The organism is Streptomyces sp. NPDC091282 (genome assembly GCF_044757385.1).
In the GTDB taxonomy this organism is placed as follows: Bacteria; Actinomycetota; Actinomycetes; order Streptomycetales; family Streptomycetaceae; genus Streptomyces; species Streptomyces gramineus.
The window spans coordinates 248,287-265,811 of the sequence record NZ_JBIVUX010000001.1 but is presented as its reverse complement, the minus strand read 5'-3'; the positions used below and the strand labels follow the sequence as shown (position 1 = coordinate 265,811).

At 71.8% G+C, this 17,525-nt stretch carries 14 protein-coding genes and 1 tRNA gene; 8 read left to right on the top strand and 7 right to left on the bottom strand.

Annotation, left to right across the window (positions count from 1 at the left end; genetic code table 11):
* Nucleotides 1–153 precede the first annotated feature (153 nt).
* Nucleotides 154–1,044 (bottom strand): hypothetical protein, encoded by an 891-nt coding sequence (locus tag ACIQOE_RS01255; RefSeq protein WP_351935874.1) that lies wholly within the window; start codon nucleotides 1,042–1,044, stop codon nucleotides 154–156.
* A gap of 147 nt (nucleotides 1,045–1,191) precedes the next feature.
* Here ACIQOE_RS01255 and ACIQOE_RS01250 point away from each other — a divergent pair, with 147 nt between their 5' ends.
* From ACIQOE_RS01250 to ACIQOE_RS01240, 3 genes are all read left to right on the top strand, one after another.
* Nucleotides 1,192–1,542, top strand: coding sequence for a chorismate mutase (locus ACIQOE_RS01250; RefSeq protein WP_351328877.1), 351 nt, complete (start codon nucleotides 1,192–1,194; stop codon nucleotides 1,540–1,542).
* A gap of 170 nt (nucleotides 1,543–1,712) precedes the next feature.
* The gene (gene pepN, locus ACIQOE_RS01245) at nucleotides 1,713–4,196 is read left to right on the top strand and encodes an aminopeptidase N (RefSeq protein WP_401408862.1); all 2,484 of its coding nucleotides are present in this window, start codon (nucleotides 1,713–1,715) and stop codon (nucleotides 4,194–4,196) included.
* Nucleotides 4,197–4,309: 113 nt separating this feature from the next.
* Nucleotides 4,310–5,143, top strand: coding sequence for an NAD(P)H-binding protein (locus tag ACIQOE_RS01240; protein WP_365555343.1), 834 nt, complete (start codon nucleotides 4,310–4,312; stop codon nucleotides 5,141–5,143).
* A gap of 9 nt (nucleotides 5,144–5,152) precedes the next feature.
* Here ACIQOE_RS01240 and ACIQOE_RS01235 read toward each other — a convergent pair whose 3' ends face one another.
* On the bottom strand, nucleotides 5,153–5,701 hold the full coding sequence (locus ACIQOE_RS01235) for a GNAT family N-acetyltransferase (protein WP_362169425.1): 549 nt from the start codon (nucleotides 5,699–5,701) through the stop codon (nucleotides 5,153–5,155).
* 193 nt (nucleotides 5,702–5,894) lie between these two features.
* On the opposite strand from ACIQOE_RS01235, the gene ACIQOE_RS01230 reads away from it, so the two are divergent.
* Nucleotides 5,895–7,253 carry an aminotransferase class V-fold PLP-dependent enzyme gene (locus tag ACIQOE_RS01230; RefSeq protein WP_365555345.1) on the top strand — a complete coding sequence of 453 codons (1,359 nt, stop codon included), beginning with the start codon at nucleotides 5,895–5,897 and terminating at the stop codon, nucleotides 7,251–7,253.
* Nucleotides 7,250–8,671 (top strand): SidA/IucD/PvdA family monooxygenase, encoded by a 1,422-nt coding sequence (locus ACIQOE_RS01225; protein WP_351328886.1) that lies wholly within the window; start codon nucleotides 7,250–7,252, stop codon nucleotides 8,669–8,671. The genes ACIQOE_RS01230 and ACIQOE_RS01225 overlap by 4 nt, the downstream gene beginning before the upstream one ends.
* A 43-nt stretch (nucleotides 8,672–8,714) precedes the next feature.
* Here the strand turns inward: ACIQOE_RS01225 and ACIQOE_RS01220 are convergent, their stop codons facing one another.
* Nucleotides 8,715–10,520 carry a bifunctional metallophosphatase/5'-nucleotidase gene (locus ACIQOE_RS01220; RefSeq protein WP_401408857.1) on the bottom strand — a complete coding sequence of 602 codons (1,806 nt, stop codon included), beginning with the start codon at nucleotides 10,518–10,520 and terminating at the stop codon, nucleotides 8,715–8,717.
* Between the two features lie 150 nt (nucleotides 10,521–10,670).
* Between ACIQOE_RS01220 and ACIQOE_RS01215 the strand changes: the two genes are divergently transcribed.
* The gene (locus ACIQOE_RS01215) at nucleotides 10,671–11,375 is read left to right on the top strand and encodes an SIMPL domain-containing protein (protein ID WP_363013679.1); all 705 of its coding nucleotides are present in this window, start codon (nucleotides 10,671–10,673) and stop codon (nucleotides 11,373–11,375) included.
* 187 nt (nucleotides 11,376–11,562) lie between these two features.
* Nucleotides 11,563–12,999, top strand: a complete 1,437-nt coding sequence (gene pyk / locus ACIQOE_RS01210) for a pyruvate kinase (protein WP_401408854.1) — start codon at nucleotides 11,563–11,565, stop codon at nucleotides 12,997–12,999.
* Nucleotides 13,000–13,135: 136 nt separating this feature from the next.
* Here pyk and ACIQOE_RS01205 read toward each other — a convergent pair.
* Nucleotides 13,136–13,210, bottom strand: a tRNA-Leu gene (locus ACIQOE_RS01205).
* 99 nt (nucleotides 13,211–13,309) lie between these two features.
* Between ACIQOE_RS01205 and ACIQOE_RS01200 the strand changes: the two genes are divergently transcribed.
* Complete coding sequence (locus ACIQOE_RS01200) at nucleotides 13,310–13,966, top strand: response regulator (protein WP_351328893.1); 657 nt, start codon at nucleotides 13,310–13,312, stop codon at nucleotides 13,964–13,966.
* 74 nt (nucleotides 13,967–14,040) lie between these two features.
* Here the strand turns inward: ACIQOE_RS01200 and ACIQOE_RS01195 are convergent, their stop codons facing one another.
* From ACIQOE_RS01195 to ACIQOE_RS01185, 3 genes are read right to left on the bottom strand one after another with little or no spacing between them, the layout of a single operon-like run.
* Complete coding sequence (locus ACIQOE_RS01195; protein WP_365555352.1) at nucleotides 14,041–14,757, bottom strand: ABC transporter ATP-binding protein; 717 nt, start codon at nucleotides 14,755–14,757, stop codon at nucleotides 14,041–14,043.
* Entirely contained in the window at nucleotides 14,754–15,665 is a 912-nt protein-coding gene (locus ACIQOE_RS01190) for an ABC transporter ATP-binding protein (protein WP_365555600.1), read from the bottom strand. Before ACIQOE_RS01190 ends, ACIQOE_RS01195 begins: the two co-directional genes overlap by 4 nt.
* Before the next feature lie 5 nt (nucleotides 15,666–15,670).
* Nucleotides 15,671–17,521: a branched-chain amino acid ABC transporter permease gene (locus tag ACIQOE_RS01185; protein ID WP_365555354.1), complete on the bottom strand. Its 1,851-nt coding sequence runs from the start codon at nucleotides 17,519–17,521 to the stop codon at nucleotides 15,671–15,673.
* Nucleotides 17,522–17,525: the final 4 nt, after the last annotated feature.

The window sequence follows — 17,525 nt, the reverse complement described above, 5'->3', positions numbered from 1 at the left end:
GCCGGACGCCGGACGCCGGACGCCGCCCTCCTCCGCCGCGCGGCCGAACGCGCCAGACCCCGGTCACCGGCACTGCGCCGGACCCCGGTCACCGGCACCGGCGAGGCCCCGCCGGCCTGCCGGCCTGCCGCGCCCCGATCCGCCGGACAGGCCCTAGGTGTCGCACTCCAGTACCGTCCGGCACAGTGAGCACCGGGCCCTGACCCGGCCCCGTACCGGCACCCTGATCCGCTGGTGGCAGGTGGGGCACGGGAACGAGACCCGCAGCCGGCCGCCGTCGTCGGGCGTGAAGGCGTACAGGGCGCCGGACTGCGGGGCCGGGCCCGCAGGGGCGTGCCGGCGGTCCCTGGCATACCGGCGGCGGCCCGCCCAGCCCGCCGCGGTCAGCGGCGGCTGCTCCGCGTCCCGGCGGGCGCGGGCCACGCCCTTCTCGTACGCCGTGTACGCCTGCGGGCTGGTGAACCAGACCGACGGGTCCTCGTGGAAGACCGACGCCCGCTTCGCCAGCACGTACCCGAACTCCTCCGGGGTGAGGTAGCCGAGCTTCTGGGACGCCTCGCCGTGCTCCCGGTAGGCGTCCAGCAGCAGCCAGCCCGCGCCCAGGTAGGCGGTCGCGGTGTCCGTGAGGATCTCGTTCTCCGGGATGCTCGGGAAGGACAGGCCGAGGCGGTGCAGGTAGACGTGCATGACCTCGTGGGCGAGGGCCGCGCCGATGTCCCTGCGGTGCGTGCGGAACCGGTCGTTCAGCTCGATGAAGTACTCGGGCCCCGCGGTGAGTTCGACGTTCGCCGCATGGGTCATCTCCCGGAAGCCGACGATCATCCGGGCGTCCGGCAGCCGGAAGTGCCGGACCAGCTCGTGGGCGATCCGCTGGGCCCCGAGATGGAGGTCGTCGGTGTCGCAGAACGCGACGTCCGCGGGGAGCACGCTGGTGTCGAAGGTGTGGACGGTGTCGTACGACAGGCGCCGGTACAGCGCCGTGACGGCCGCCCGCACGGTGTCCAGGTGCGGGTAGCCGTGTTCCACCGGGCCGCCGTTCGCCACGTCCGTTACCCCCACCGACGCCGCCGGAGTTTCCTCCACTGTAGGCGGGCCTGCGCCCCACGGCACCCGTGCGCCCGCGGGCCCGATCACGCGGGCCGTGCCGAGGCCCTTAGTGATCACGCCGCCGTCCCCTTAGGGTGGACGCCCATGACCTCCAGCAACACCGGCAACGGTGACGTCGACCCCGCCGTCCGCGCCGAGCTCGGCCGGCTGCGCGACAGCATCGACAACATCGACGCGGCCGTCGTCCACATGCTCGCCGAACGCTTCAAGGCCACCCAGCAGGTCGGCCACCTCAAGGCCGTCCACCGGCTGCCCCCGGCCGACCCGGCCCGCGAGGCCCGCCAGATCGCCCGGCTGCGCGCCCTCGCCGAGAACGCCAAGCTCGACCCGGCCTTCGCGGAGAAATTTCTGAACTTCATCATCGCCGAGGTGATCAGGCACCACGAGTCCATCGCCGAGGACACCGCCGGCGAGGGGGCGGCGCAGGCGCACTGACCCGGGCGCGCGCCCCGCGGGGCGCCCCGGCGGCTCTTCCGCCGACCGCGCCGCGCCGCACCGCGCCCCACCAGCACCGTCCCCTCCGCGACCCGCCCCAGGGCCGGACATAAGCCGCGTACCACCCCCGCCTCTGTGCGTCGCCGGTGTCATCGGGCAGCATGGCCCGCATGTCCGTACTGACTCGCGACGAAGCGCAGAGCCGCGCCGAGCTCCTCGACGTCCACCGCTACACGATCGACCTCGACCTGACCACCGGGGACGAGACCTTCGACTCCCGCACGGTGATCAGGTTCACGGCCCGGTCCGAGGGCGACACCTTCGTCGAGATGAAGCCCGTCGAACTGCGGTCCGTCAGTCTCGACGGACAGCCGCTCGACCCCGGTGCGCTGGACCAGGACCGGCTGCCGCTGAAGAACCTCACCGCGGGCGAGCACGAGCTGCGCGTCGACGCCACGATGCGCTACTCCCGCACCGGCGAGGGCATGCACCGCTTCACGGACCCCACGGACGACGAGACCTACGTCTACACGCAGCTCTTCCTGGACGACGTCCAGCGCATCTTCGCCGCCTTCGACCAGCCCGACCTCAAGGCCGTCTTCGAGCTGACCGTCAAGGCCCCCGAGGACTGGACCGTCCTCGCCAACGGCGTCACCGAGGACCTCGGCGAGGGCCGCTGGCGGGCCGCCGCCACCCCGTTGATCTCCACCTACCTGGTCGCCGTCGCCGCCGGACCCTGGCACTCGGTGCGCACCGAGCACCGCGGCCTGCCCTTCGGCATCCACTGCCGCCGCTCGCTCGCCCCGCACCTGGACGCCGACGCCGAGGAGATCCTCGACATCACGCGCGCCTGCTACGACCGGTACCACGAGAAGTTCGAGGAGCCCTACCCCTTCGACTCCTACGACCAGGCGTTCGTCCCCGAGTTCAACGCCGGCGCCATGGAGAACCCCGGCCTGGTCACCTTCCGCGACGAGTTCGTCTACCGCTCCGCCGTCACCGACACCGAGCGGCAGACCCGCGCCATGGTCATCGCCCACGAGATGGCCCACATGTGGTTCGGCGACCTCGTCACCCTCCGGTGGTGGGACGACATCTGGCTGAACGAGTCGTTCGCCGAGTACATGGGCTACCAGACCCTCACCGAGGCCACCCGCTTCACCGACACCTGGGTCGACTTCGGCGTGGCCCGCAAGGCCTGGGGCTACGACGCCGACCAGCGCCCCTCCACCCACCCCGTCGCCCCCGAGGCCGTCGACGACACCGCCGCCGCCCTCCTCAACTTCGACGGCATCTCCTACGCCAAGGGCGCCTCCGCACTGCGCCAGCTGGTCGCCTGGATGGGCGAGAAGGACTTCCTCGCCGGCATCAACATCCACTTCCGGCGCCACCGGTTCGGCAACGCCACCCTGGCCGACTTCATCGACTCCCTCGCCGCCGCCACCGAACGCGACGTGCACGCCTGGGCCGACGCCTGGCTGCGCACCACCGGCGTCGACACCCTCACCCCGGTCCTCGCCACCGCCCCCGACGGCGCCCGCACCCTCACCGTCGAATGCGCCGGCAGCCGCCCGCACCGCATCCGCGTCGGCGTCTACGACCGCGACCTCACCGACGCGGGCGGCCTCACCCTGCGCGAGCGCGTCGACCTCGACATCCCGCAGACCGCCCCGCAGACCCTCGGCAAACGCCCCGCGCTGCTCCTGCTCAACGACGGGGACCTCACCTACACCAAGGTCCGCTTCGACGCCGACTCCGCGAAGGCCGTCCGCGCCGACCTGTCCGGTCTGCCCGACCCGCTCACCCGGGCCGTGGTCTGGAACGCCCTGCGGGACGCGGTCCGCGACGGCGAACTCCCGGCCGCCGACTACCTGGAGACCGCCCGCGTCCACCTGCCGCGCGAGACCGACCTCGCCCTCGTGCAGGGCGTGCTCGCCTTCACCACGGTCCACGTCGCCGACCGCTACCTCCGGCCCGAGGACCGCCCGGCCGCCCTCGCCACCGTCTCCGCCCTGTGCCGCGACCTCATCCGCCGCACCGAGGACGGCGACAACCCCGGCCTGCGGCTCATCGCCGTACGGCACTTCATCCGGGCCGCCGCCCAGCCCGACACCATCGCCGCCTGGCTCGCCGACGGCACCGTGCCCGGCGGCCCCGAGCTCGACCCCGAACTGCGCTGGCGCATCCTGAGCCGGCTCGCCGTCCTCGGCGCCACCGACGAGGCGCAGATCGCCGCCGAGCTGGCCCGCGACCCCAGCGCCAGCGGCCAGGAGGGCGCCGCCCGCTGCCGGGCGGCGCTGCCCGACCCCGCGGCCAAGGCCAGGGCCTGGGAGGCGATGTTCGGCGGCGACGACCTGTCCAACTACCTGTTCACCGCCACCGCCCAGGGCTTCTGGCACCCCGAACAGGCCGATCTGGTCCGGGAGTACGTGCCGCGCTACTACCAGGACGCGGTCGCCGTCGCCGCCCGGCGCGGCCCCGCCATCGCGGTCGCCGCCGGCCGGGAGGCCTTCCCGGCCCACTTCGTCGACGCCGACAGCCTCGCCCTGGGCCGGGCCTGCCTGCGCGACGCCGGCCCGGTCACCGCCCTGCGCCGCCGCCTGACCGACGAACTCGACGACCTGGCACGGGCGCTGCGGGTCCGCGAGGCGTAGGACCACCGACGCAGGACGACACGGCCACGGCTGGTCCCCGACGACGATGCGGGGACCGGCCGCCGCGATCTACGCTCGGTCCTCCAGGACGGCCACAGCCCGAGGAGAGACCTGTGATCGCAGTGACCGGTGCCACCGGCAACGTCGGCCGAGCGCTCGTCGGCCGGCTGGTCGCCGCCGGACGGCCCGTACGGGCCCTCACCCGCGCCCCGGAACGGGCCGGACTGCCCGACGGGGCCGAGGTGGTGCGGTTCCGGCCGGACGACCTGGACGGCCTGTTCGACGGCGTGGACAAGGTCTTCCTGTACGTCCAGGGCGCCGGCGGCCGGATGCCCGAGCTGCTGGCCGCGGCCCGCGCCGCCGGGGTTCGGCAGGCCGTGCTGCTCTCCTCCGGGATCATCCAGGACGGCGCCGACGAGACCCACCCGATCCACGCCATGCACGCCGGCGCCGAACGGCAGATCCGCGACAGCGGCCTCGCCTGGACGTTCCTGCGCCCCAACGCCTTCGCGGCCAACGCCCTCCAGTGGGCGCCGCAGATCCGGTCCGGCGACACCGTCCGCGGTGTCTTCGCCGACATGCTGACGGCACCCATCCACGAGGACGACATCGCCGCGGTCGCCGAACGCGCCCTCCTCGACGACGGCCACGAAGGCGCCGTGCACCGCCTCACCGGCCCCGCGGCCACCACCAACACCGACCAGATCGCCGCCATCGGGCGGGCCGTCGGCCGGGACCTGGCCTTCGTCGAGGTGGGGCCCGAGGAGGCCGGTCCGCTGCTCTTCCCGCGGACGCCGCCGGACGTGGTCAGGGGCCTGCTGAAGACCTTCGCGGACACCGTCGGCGTCGCTCCCGAGATCACCGCCACGGTCGAGGAGGTCACCGGCCGCCCGGCCCGCGCGTTCCCGCGGTGGGCCGCCGACCACGCGGCCGACTTCCGGTCCTGACCCGGACCCTCAGCCCGCCGCCGGCCGCAGCTCCGCCCGCCGCACGCCGCCCTCCCTCGGCCCCGCGCGGCGGTTGCCCACCTCGGCCGCGGCCGGCACCTCCGCGCCCAGCGTGAAGCCGAGGCGCTCCAGGAAACACTCACCGGACCGCCAGCCCGGCGGGACGCTCGCCGTCACCAGCGACACCCCCTCGGCGTGCGCGAGCAGCGACTCGGCCAGCGCCCGCCCCAGGCCCCGGCCCCGCGCCCACGGCGCCAGCAGGAACAGGCCCACCGCGACCGCCCCGGGCCCCGGATGGTTGCGCACCGCGTCCACCAGGCCGGTGACGACCCCGTCCCGCTCCAGCACGAGCAGCACCTTGTCGTCCGGGTCGGCGCCCTCGGGCAGGCCGTAGAACAGGCTCTGCACGTCGCCCGGCCCCGACGGCAGCCCCGTCGCCGCCACGAACCAGTCCTCGCACGCCTCGAACAGGTCGAGCAGCGGCGCCTCGTCCGAGGGCAGCGGCTCCCGTACCAGCACCCGTTCACCGGGCACGTCGATCATCCACGCGTCAACCACCCGACCGACGTTAACCCCGCTCCTCATCCGTCTCAACGCCCCGTCCCGGCCCGCCCCGACACGTTTTCCCCGTACGGCAGTACCCACTTTCGGGTTCCGATCGTTGAGCTTCGAGGACGCGCAGACCCGATTCCGTACAAGCTGGAACTCCCCCCGCGGACAACCCCTTTCGGCCGGCGCCCCGAGGAGACCCATGAGTACGCCGCCCCTCGCCTCCGGACCCCAGGGCCCCGACGCCCTGCGGCCGCTGCTCGACACCGTCCTCGACGCGCTGCGCGACGGCAACCGCGCCCGCGGCGGCCCGCTGCCCACCGGCGGCCCCGAGACGGTGGCCGAACGGGTCGCGGACGCCGTCGGGGACGTACTCCCCGACCACGGCGACCCCGAGGCCCTGCGCACCCTGGTGACCGTCCTCGCGGCGGGCGCGGCCGACCCCGCCGACCCGCTGTGCGCGGGGCACCTGCACGGCCCACCGCTGGCCGTCGCCACCGCCGCCGACCTCGCCGCGAGCGCCCTCAACCCCTCGCTCGACTCCTGGGACCAGGCCCCCGCCGCCTCCGCCCTGGAAGCCATGGTCACCCGCGCCCTCGCCCACGCCCTCGGCCTCGCCGACGCCGTGGTCACCAGCGGCGGCACCGAGTCCAACCAGGTCGCCCTGCTCCTCGCCCGCGAGGCCCTGGGCGGCAGAGCACGCCTGATCTGCGGGGCCAACGCCCACCACTCGCTGCCCCGGGCCGCCTGGCTGCTCGGCCTGCCCGACCCCGTCGTCGTCCCGGCACCCGGCGGCGTCCTCGACCCGGCCGCCCTGCACGCCGTCCTCACCCGGCTGCCGAAACCGTTCGTCGTGGCCGCCACCGCCGGCACCACCGACGCCGGTCTCATCGACCCGCTCCCCGAGATCGCCGGCCTGTGCGCGGCCCACGGGGCCCGCCTGCACGTCGACGCCGCCTACGGGGGCGGCCTCGTGTTCAGCGACCGCCACCGCGACAAGCTGGCCGGTCTGGAACGCGCCCACACCGTCACCCTCGACCTGCACAAACTCGGCTGGCAGCCGGTCGCGGCCGGTCTCCTCGCGGTCGCCCGCCCGGCCGAACTCGGCGTGCTCCACCACCGCGCCGACTACCTCAACGCCGACGACGACACCGAGGCCGGCTTCCCCGACCTGCTCGGCCGTTCCCTGCGCACCACCCGGCGCCCCGACGTCCTCAAGATCGCGGTCACCCTCAGGACCCTGGGCCGCTCCGGACTCGGCGCACTGGTCGACCAGGTGTGCGCACGGGCCCGGGAATTCGCCGCCCAGGTCCGGGAGCACCCCGGATTCGAGCTCCACGGCCCGCCGGAGATCAGCACGGTGCTCTTCCGCCCCGCCGGAGCCACCGACGACGACGTCGCCGGCATACGGCGCAGCCTGCTGCACGACGGCCGTGCCGTCCTCGGCCGGGCCCGGCTCGACGGCCGGCTCTGGCTCAAGGCCACCCTCCTCAACCCCCACACCCGGCCGGACGAACTGGCCGTCCTCCTCAAACTCGTGGAAGGAACGACGCCCCAATGAGCTCGCTGCCCAACCCCCCACACCAGGAACCGGAAGCACCCCGCGACCTGGTCGGCATCGGCGTCGGACCGTTCAACCTCTCCCTCGCCGCCCTCGCCCACCCGCTCGCCGAACTCGACGCCGTCTTCTACGAGCAGCGTCCCGGCTTCGACTGGCACTCCGGACTGCTGATCGACGACGCCACCATCCAGGTCCCCTTCCTCGCCGACCTGGTGACCCTCGCCGATCCCGCCAGCCCCTGGTCCTTCCTGAACTACCTCAAGTCCCGCGACCGGCTCTTCCCGTTCTACTTCGCCGAGCGCTTCCACATCCGGCGCGCCGAGTACGACGCGTACTGCCGCTGGGTCGCCGGGAGCCTGCCAGGACTGCGCTTCTCCCACCAGGTCGACGCGGTCCGCTGGAACTCCGAACGCGACCTGTTCGAGGTCGACTTCACCCGGCTCGACGCCGACGGGGAAGCCGAGTCCCTGGGCCGCACCTACACCAGGAACGTCGTGCTCGGCGTCGGCACGGTGCCCCACGTCCCGGACCCGCTCAGGCCCCTGGTGGAGGCGCCCGGCGTGCCCGTCGTCCACGCGGCCGACTACCTCGACCACCGCGAGGCCTTCCTCGCCGCCGGACACGTCACCGTCGTCGGCTCCGGACAGTCCGGCGCCGAGGTCTTCCTCGACCTGCTGCGGCACCGCCCCGCCGGCCGCGAGAAGCTGCACTGGATCGGCCGCAGCGAGGCCTTCACCCCCATGGAGTACTCCAAGCTCGGCCTGGAGCACTTCACCCCCGACCACACCCGCTACTTCCACGCGCTGACCGAGCCCGTCCGCGACCGGCTGATCGCCTCCCAGGGACGGCTGCACCGGGGCATCGACAGCGACACCATCGCCGCCATCCACGACGAGCTCTACCGCCGCACCCTGCACGGCGGCTGGCCCGACGCCGTCCTCACCCCCGGCGTCCAGGTCCGCACGGCCGGACGCATCGCCACCACCAAGATCGAACTGCACCTGGAGCACCTCCAGCAGGGCAGCCGCACCCGGCTCGCCACCGACGCCGTGGTGCTCGCCACCGGCTACCGCGAACGCCCCCTGGGCCGCCTGCTCGCCGGACTCGACCCCTACCTACGCCGGGACAACAGCGAACGCCCCCGCGTGGACGAGCGGTTCCGGCTCGTCCTCGACCCGTCGGTCACCGGATCGGCGTACGTGCAGAACGCCGAGCTGCACACCCACGGCGTCGGCGCCCCCGACCTCGGGCTGGCCGCCTGGCGCAGCGCCGCCATCCTCAACTCCCTGACCGGCAAGGAGCCCTACCCGCTGCCCGCCCGCACGGCCTTCACCACCTTCGGGCTGGAGCGGTCCGAGGAGAGGGTCCCCTCGCAGACCGGACAGCGGCCCCGCCAGCTCACCCCCCTGGCCGACTGAGACACCCGGGCGCCGGTCCGAGGGACCGGCGCCCGGCGGCCCGTCAGAACACCGGCGTCCCCTCGCGGGTCAGCAGCCAGTCCGCCGACGCGAAGTCCCGCGGGTCCAGCACCCCCTTGGCGGTCACCCACTCCGCGATCCGGGTGCGGATCTCCGTCGACTCCGACCACACCTCCTGGGCCGAGGCCACGTGCGGAAAGGCGCCGCCGCCGTTGGCACGGTAGTTGTTCACCGCGAGCACGAACCGCGCCGTGTCGTCGAGGGCCGCACCCTCCCGGGTCAGGTTCCTGATCCGGGACCCGGCCGGCTGCGCGATGTCGATCTCGTACCGCAGACCCGAGACGTAGTCGTAGTTGTAGTCCGGCCGGCCGCCCGCGTTCGTCAGCTTCTCCACGTCGACGGGCGCACCCGCCGCCGTCTGCACGAAGTACTCCGCCGAGTACTCCAGGTAGGCACGGATCTGAGCACCCGTCATCACCTTGGCGACCAGCGTGTTGTCGTACACGTACAGGCCGGACAGGTCCCGGACGGTGACCTCGCCCGCCGGGATCTGCGAGGTCCGGGAGAACGGCGAGGCCTGCGCGAGCACCGGCAGCGCCGCGTACTCGGTGCCCGCCAGCGCCGCCTTGACCACGTCCTCCTGGACCTTCGTGATCAGGTCGATGATCGGGGCGTCCCGGTAGCGGGCCTCGACCGTGGTGAGGGTCTCGGTGGCGGAACCGACGACCTGGTTGACGTACGCCACGACCTTGGCGTGCTCGTCCCGCAGCAGCCGCGTGATCTTCGGGTCGTCGGCGACGGTGTTGGAGTTGCGCAGCGAGGCCGCCACCGACTCCACCTCCCACCGGCCCCTGGCGAAGACCAGCTCGATGTCGAAGACGGTGAGCCGCTCGGCCCAGCACAGCGGCTCGGAGAGCACCACGGTCCGCCCGGTCGTCTCGTTGACGACCTTCAGCTCCGGGATCTCCACGTGCGCGTGGCCGACCAGGATCGCGTCGATGCCCGGCACCCGCCTGGCCACGTTCGCGGCCGCGTTCTCGACGTAGGGCACCTGGTCGCCGTACGACGAGGTGCCCGAGGTCCCGGAGTGGGCCGAGACCACGACCACGTCCGCACCCAGCGCCTTCAGCCTGGGCACCCACTTCGCGGCCTGCTCCTCCAGCCCCGGGAACGCCAGCCTGCCCTGCACGTAGGCCTTGTCCCAGATCGCGATGCCCGGATTGGTCAGGCCGAGCACGGCGACCTTCACCGGCGGCGCGCCGGGCACGTGGAACTTCTTCACGAAGTACGGCGGGAAGGCCGGCTTCAGGGTCTTCGCGTCGACCGCGTTGGCGCCCAGCAGCGGAAAGCGCAGCTGCTCCTCGAACCTGCGCAGCGTCTCGATGCCGTAGTTGAACTCGTGGTTGCCGAGCGCCGCCGCGTCGTACCCGATCGCGTTCATGGCCTGCGCCATCGGGTGCACCGGGCCGCCCTTGGCGGTGATCGGGTCGACCTTGGCGTAGTAGTACGTCAGCGGAGTGCCCTGGATGGTGTCACCGGCGTCCAGCAGCAGCGTGTTGCGGCGGCCCTTCTCCTCGCGCACCTGGTTCACCAGGGTCGACACGCGCGCCAGGCCCATGGCGTTGCCCTTGGCGTCGGTGTACTCCGCGTCCTTGAAGTAGTCCCAGTTGAAGACGTTCCCGTGCAGGTCGGTGGTGCCCATGACGGTCAGCGAGTACCGCTTCGGGTGCCCGGCGGGCTTCCGGGAGGCGCCGGCGGCCTGCGCCGGAGCCGCTGCCGCCGTGGCGACCGCGACCCCCGCCCCGGTGGCGGCGGACTTCGTCAGGAACTTCCGGCGGTTCAAGGGCATGTCTTGATCTCCTCGGGAAATGGTCAACGACGCGCGTAGATTCTGCCGCGGCCACGGCCGACGGCAACAGATCCAGGAGGTTGCGATCCGGTGACCCGGAGGGTGAACTGCGGTGCGCACACACGGGGATGACGTGACAGAGTGGGACGTATGACAACGGCACCCGAGGACCGCCGGCCGGCCGGCACGCCCGACGCCCCGCTCCTCGCCGTCCGCGGCGAAGCCGAACTCCAGGTCGAACCCGAGCTGGTCCGGATCGGCGTCACCGTGAACGCCCGCGGCCGCGACCGCCGCTCCACCCTGGACGACCTCACCCGCCGCAACACCGCCGCCCTCGACCTCGTCAAGTCCTACGGCGACGCGGTCGCCCGGCTGTCGACCGGCACCTTCTCCATCGCCCCCGAATTCGCCGACCGCGGCCGGGGCGAGCGCGTCCGCAGCTACCAGGGCCGGGTCCAGCTCACCGCCGAACTCACCGACTTCACCGTCCTCGGCGAACTCACCGCCAGGCTCGCCGACTTGGAACTCACCCAGGTTGACGGCCCCTGGTGGTCGCTGCGCCCCGACTCACCCGTGCACGGCGAGGCCAGGCGGCGGGCGGTCGCCGAAGCCGTCCAGCGTGCCCGCGAGTACGCCGACGCCCTCGGCACCTCCCTGGCCGCCCTCGTCGAACTCGCCGACACCGGCACCCAGGCCCCCCAGCCGCGCCGCCCCGGCTTCGGCGGCGGGGTCCGCCGCATGGCGGCGGCCGCCGAGATCGCCGACCCCGCGGAGCCCCTCGATCTCGAACCCCCGCAACTGCGCGTGACCGCCGAGGTCAGCGCGCATTTCACGATGGCACCGCCCCGGCTGTGACCCGGAAGCGGGCGTTCGGTGTCCCGAATAACCGGACGCCGGGATTCCCGCGTTCAAGATATGCGGGATGCTCATCGGAGCGGATCGCCGCACAATTCAACACTTGTCAATAGGCCTTCACGCAAAGGTTGTTGGGTCGTCATGTGCGACCAATTCTCTACCCGCCGGTAAGGCCTAGGCTCGAAGCATGCGCCGAGCAAAGATCGTCTGTACTCTGGGGCCCGCCACCGACTCGTACGACCAGATCAAGGCACTGGTCGAGGCCGGAATGGACGTCGCCCGATTCAACCTCAGCCACGGCAGCTACGCCGAGCACGAGGAGCGCTACCAGCGCGTCCGCAAGGCCTCCGACGAAACCGGCCGCAGCGTCGGCATGCTCGCCGACCTTCAAGGCCCGAAGATCCGCCTCGGCCACTTCACCGAAGGCCCGGTACTCCTCGAACGCGGTGACACCTTCGTCATCACCGTCGAGGAAGGCGCCCAGGGCGACCGCGGACAGTGCGGCACCACCTACGCCGGCCTCGCCGACGACGTCACCCCCGGTGAGCGCGTTCTCGTCGACGACGGCAAGGTCTGCCTGGAGGTCACCCACGTCGACGGCCCCCGCGTGTACACCACCGTCGTCGAGGGCGGAGTGATCTCCGACCACAAGGGCCTCAACCTCCCCGGCGTCGCCGTCTCCGTCCCGGCCCTGTCCGACAAGGACGAGGCCGACCTGCGATGGGCCCTGCGCACCGGGTTCGACGTGATCGCGCTGTCCTTCGTCCGCACCGGGAGCGACGTCGAGGACGTCCACCGCATCATGGCCGAGGAGGGCCGCCGCCTCCCGGTGATCGCCAAGGTGGAGAAGCCGCAGGCCGTCGAGAACATCGACTCCATCGTGGCCGCCTTCGACGGCATCATGGTCGCCCGCGGCGACCTCGGCGTCGAGATGCCGCTGGAGCAGGTGCCGATCGTCCAGAAGCGCGCCGTGAAACTGGCCAGGCGCAACGCCAAGCCGGTCATCGTCGCCACCCAGATGCTCGACTCGATGATCGAGAACTCCCGGCCCACCCGCGCCGAGGCCTCCGACGTCGCCAACGCGGTCATCGACGGCACCGACGCGGTGATGCTCTCCGGCGAGACCAGCGTCGGCAAGTACCCGGTCGAGACCGTCCGGACCATGGCGAAGATCGTCGAAGCCGCCGAGGAGGACATCCTCGCCAAGGGGCTGCCGCCGCTCACCGAGAGCAACAAGCCGCGCACCCAGGGCGGCGCCGTCGCCCGCGCCGCCGCCGAGATGGGCGACTTCCTCGGCGCGAAGTTCCTGGTCGCCTTCACCCAGTCCGGGGACACCGTCCGGCGGCTCTCCCGCTACCGCTCGCCGATCCCGCTGCTCGCCTTCACCCCGGAACCGGCCACCCGCTCCCAGCTCAACCTGACCTGGGGCGTCGAGACCTTCCTCGGGCCGCACGTCGACTCCACGGACAAGATGGTCGACCAGGTGGACGAACTGCTGCTGAAGTACGGCCGCTGCCGAAAGGGCGACGTCGTCGTCATCACGGCGGGCTCCCCGCCCGGCGTCTCCGGCTCGACCAACATGGTCCGCGTCCACCACATCGGCGAGGACGACAGTCCCAAGTAGTACGGGTGAGGCCCTGTCAGTACCCGGTGCGGCCAGGCCGTCCCGGCCGATGGAGTCGCGACACGCAGCGAAAAGCGGATGTTCACCTGAACGGGAACATCCGCCTCTTGGTCTAACCTTCGATGTGAAGGAAAAGTGCCCCAGGTGGGATTCGAACCCACACTGTCCGCTGTTTGAGAGCGGCCTCTCTAACCGGTTGGAGTACTGGGGCCTTGGAAAAGAAGGAGTTACCCAACCCCTCGCGCCACCACCTTACCGCAGCTAGGTAGGCTCTTGTCAGCAGTAGCCCTGCCCTGAACGAGGAGCCCCCGTGACCGCCGCCGAGTCGCCCAAGCCAGTCGACGTACCCGACGACGACAAGTCGCACGTGCCTCCGCTGACGACCCGTGTCGTCATCGCCGAGGACGAGGCCCTGATCCGGCTCGACCTCAAGGAGATGCTGGAGGAGGAGGGGTACTCCGTCGTCGGCGAGGCCGGTGACGGCGAGGAGGCCGTCGAGCTCGCCCGCGAGCACCGCCCCGACCTCGTCATCCTCGACGTCAAGATGCCCAAGCTGGACGGCATCTCCGCGGCCGAGAAGATCGCCGAGGAGTCCATCGCCCCGGTCCTCATGCTCACCGCGTTCTCGCAGCGCGACCTGGTCGAACGGGCCCGGGACGCCGGCGCGATGGCGTACCTCGTCAAGCCGTTCAGCAAGAGCGACGTGGTCCCGGCGATCGAGATGGCCGTCTCCCGCTTCACCGAGCTGAAGCAGCTGGAGAAGGAGGTCGCCGACCTCACGCTGCGCCTGGAGACCCGCAAGCTGGTCGACCGCGCGAAGTCCGTGCTGCAGACCGAGTACGGCCTGAGCGAGCCGGCCGCGTTCCGCTGGATCCAGAAGACGTCGATGGACCGCCGGATGTCGATGCAGCAGGTCGCGGAGGCGGTCATCGCGGACAGCGACGAGAAGAAGTCCGCCAAGGGCTGACCCGCAGTCGTGGACACACCGAGGCCCGCGCTCCCCGAGAGGGAGCGCGGGCCTCGGCCTTTCGAACCCCGGTGTCAGTCCTCGCCCAGGTAGGCCTTGCGGACCGACTCGTCGTGCAGCAGGTCCTGGCCGGTGCCCGACAGGACGATGTTGCCGACCTCCATGACGTGGCCCTGGTCGGCCAGCGACAGCGCCGCCTGCGCGTTCTGCTCGACCAGCAGGATCGTGGTGCCCTGGGCCTTCAGCTCGGCGATGGTCGCCATGATCTTCTGCATCATGATCGGCGACAGTCCCATGGACGGTTCGTCGAGCATCAGCAGCTTGGGCTGGGACATCAGCGCCCGGCCCATCGCGAGCATCTGCTGCTCGCCGCCGGAGAGGGTGCCTGCGGCCTGCTTGCGCCGTTCGCCGAGGATCGGGAACAGGTCGTACGCCCGCTGGATGTCCTTCTCGATGCCCGGCCTGTCGTTGCGCAGGAACGCGCCGAGGCGCAGGTTGTCCTCGATGGCCATGCGCGGGAAGATGTGCCGGCCCTCGGGGGAGTGGGCCAGGCCCAGCGCGACGATGTCGTGCGCCGGGATCTTCTTCAGGGACCTGCCGTTGAACCGGATCTGGCCGCCGACCGGCTTCAGGAGCCCGGACAGCGTGCGCAGGGTCGTCGTCTTGCCGGCGCCGTTGGTGCCGATCAGGGTGACGACCTGGCCGGCCTCGACCGTGAAGGAGATGCCCTTGACGGCCTCGATCTTGCCGTAGGCGACCCGCAGGTCCTCTACTTCGAGCAGTGCGGTCATCGGTCGTTCTCCTTGCCGGACGCGGAGTCGGTCGGGGACTCGGCGTTCGCCTCGGCCGCCTCGACCTCGGCGGCCTCCGCGTCACCGGGCGCGTTCTCGAACGGCTCGCCGAGGTAGGCGGCGATGACGCGGTCGTCGCCCTGCACGGTGGCGCTGTCGCCCTCGATGAGCTTCTCGCCCTGGACCAGGACGGCGACGCGGTCGCAGAGGTTGAAGATGAAGCGCATGTCGTGCTCGATGACGAGGACGGCGATGCCCTGGTCACGGATCTTGAAGACCAGTTCCTCGGTGGTCCGGGTCTCCTGCGGGTTCATGCCGGCCGTCGGCTCGTCGAGCAGGAGCAGTCCCGGCTCGCTGGCGAGGGCGCGCGCGATCTCCAGCTTCCGCTGCTCGCCGTAGGGCAGATTGCGGGCCAGGTGCTCGGCCTTGTTCTCCAGGCCGACGAAGGCGAGGAGTTCCATGGCGCGGGCCCGGGAGGCGGCTTCGGCGCGATGGAAGCCGGGGCCGCGCAGCAGCGCGGACCACAGGCCTTCCTTGGTGCGGGTGTGCCGCCCGACCAGCACGTTCTCCAGGACCGACATGTTTGCGAACAGCCGGATGTTCTGGAAGGTGCGGGCGATGCCGGCGGCGGTGACCTTGAAGGACTTCGGCGGCAGGACCTGGCCGCGGTAGCGGACCTCGCCCTCGGTGGGGATGTAGAGACCGGTCAGGCAGTTGAAGAAGGTGGTCTTGCCGGCTCCGTTGGGGCCGATCAGGCCGACGATCTCGCCGCTGTTGACGGTGAGGTCGACGCCGCGTACGGCGGTGAGACCGCCGAAGCGCATGGTGACGCCGCGTGCGTCGAGGACGGTCTCGCCCGGGTCGGTGGCGCCGGACGCGGCGCCCTGGACGGTGGTGTCGGTGGTCATCGTGGTCACGCCCCTGCCTTGGTGAGGACGGCGGGCGCTTCGGCCTCTTCGTGGAATTCGAGCTGGCGGCGCCGGTTGGGGATGAGGCCCTCCGGACGGAAGCGCATCAGCAGGATGAGCGCCACGCCGAAGGCGAAGAGCTGGTAGTCGCCGAGGAACTGGAGCTTGGCCGGGATCAGGTAGAGCAGGGAGGCGCCGACCAGCGGGCCGGAGATGGTGCCCATGCCGCCGAGGACCACCGCGGCCAGCAGGAAGGCCGAGTTGGGCGGTACGACGTAGGCGAACTGGTACTGCTCCGGGGTGACCGTGTAGGTGACGTGTGCCTGGACCGAGCCGGAGAGGCCGGCGAGGCAGGCGCCGAGGGCGAACGCGATGAGCTTGACCCGGAAGCCGTTGATGCCCATGGCGAGCGCGGCGGTCTCGTCCTCGCGGATGGCGACCCAGGCGCGGCCGATGCGGGAGTCGCTGCTGCGCCGGAAGACGATGACCACGATGAGCGTGATGATCAGCATCAGGAGCAGGTAGTTGGCGAAGCGGCCGATCGTGGAGCCGAGGATCTGGTGCTCGGCGCCGAAGTCGAAGCCGAGGATGTCGAGGTTCGGGATCGACGAGATGCCGTTGGAGCCGTTGGTGACGTCGGGGCCGGAGGTGCCGTCCAGGTTGAGGACGGTGATGCGGAAGATCTCACCGAAGCCGAGGGTCACGATGGCCAGGTAGTCGCCGCGCAGCCGGAGGGTCGGGGCGCCGATGATGACGCCGAAGACCATCGCGACGGCGGCGCCGAGCAGGGCGGAGGCCCAGAACGGCCACTGCACGTGCAGCGGGGAGGAGGGCGAGCCGGAGACCAGGGCGGCGGTGTAGGCGCCGACGCCGAGGAAGGCGACGTAGCCGAGGTCGAGCAGGCCGGCGAGGCCGACGACGATGTTCAGGCCCAGGGCGACGGTGGCGAAGATCAGGATGTAGACGCCGATGGTCGCGTACTGGTCGTTGGACTGGGTGAACGGGAAGGCCGCGGCGGCCAGGAAGGCGCCGGTCATGGTGATGTTGCGGTGCTTCGCGGTGATCGCCGAGACCCGGGCCACGATCCCGGCCTTGGAGAGGGCGGCGAAACCGAAGCCGGCCATGATGAGGAAGCCGACGAACAGCTCGTCGTAGGAGGTGCCGACGCCGTAGCTGAAGACGAACAGGCCGACGGCCATGGCGGCGACGATCACGAGGATCTCGGCCCAGGCGGCCATCGGGCGGCCCGGTGCCGGGGCCTTGGCGGCGAAGGACGCGCGGAAGGTGCTCCACCGCTGGCGGTTCTGGTGCTTGAACAGCTCCCAGCCGGTGTCGTCCGGGTCGACCGGGTCGGGCTCGGGCCGTTCGAAGGGCAGCGACATCGCGCCGACGAGGGCGGCGAGGGTGGCGACGGCGACGACGAAGCCGCCGGGGTCGAGGTTGACCACGCCGCCGAGTTCGTCGCTGATCGCGATGACGGTGTACCAGGCGGTGCCGAAGGTGCCGAGCGCGGCCATCTTGAGCGCGCTGTCGGCGCTGCCGGGCGTCAGTGCGGTGAGGCCTCGCACGCCGTAGGAGGCGAGGCCGAAGAGGGTGGTGAGGATGCCGCCGATGAGGACGAGGACCTGCAGGCCGCCCGGGTAGCCGTAGACGGTGAGGTCACCGGGGAAGGCGGAGGTCCAGGTCCAGGACATGAAGGTGGAGACGACGGCGAGGGCGCCGCCGCCGGTGGCGAGGGCCCGGCCGAGCGGGGCGGGCAGGCCGATGAGGCCGGTCGCGGCGGGTGCGGCGGGGATCCCGGTCTCGGGGGACCGGGGCGTCTCGGGGGTCTCGGATGCGGTGGTCTCTGTGGTCATCGGT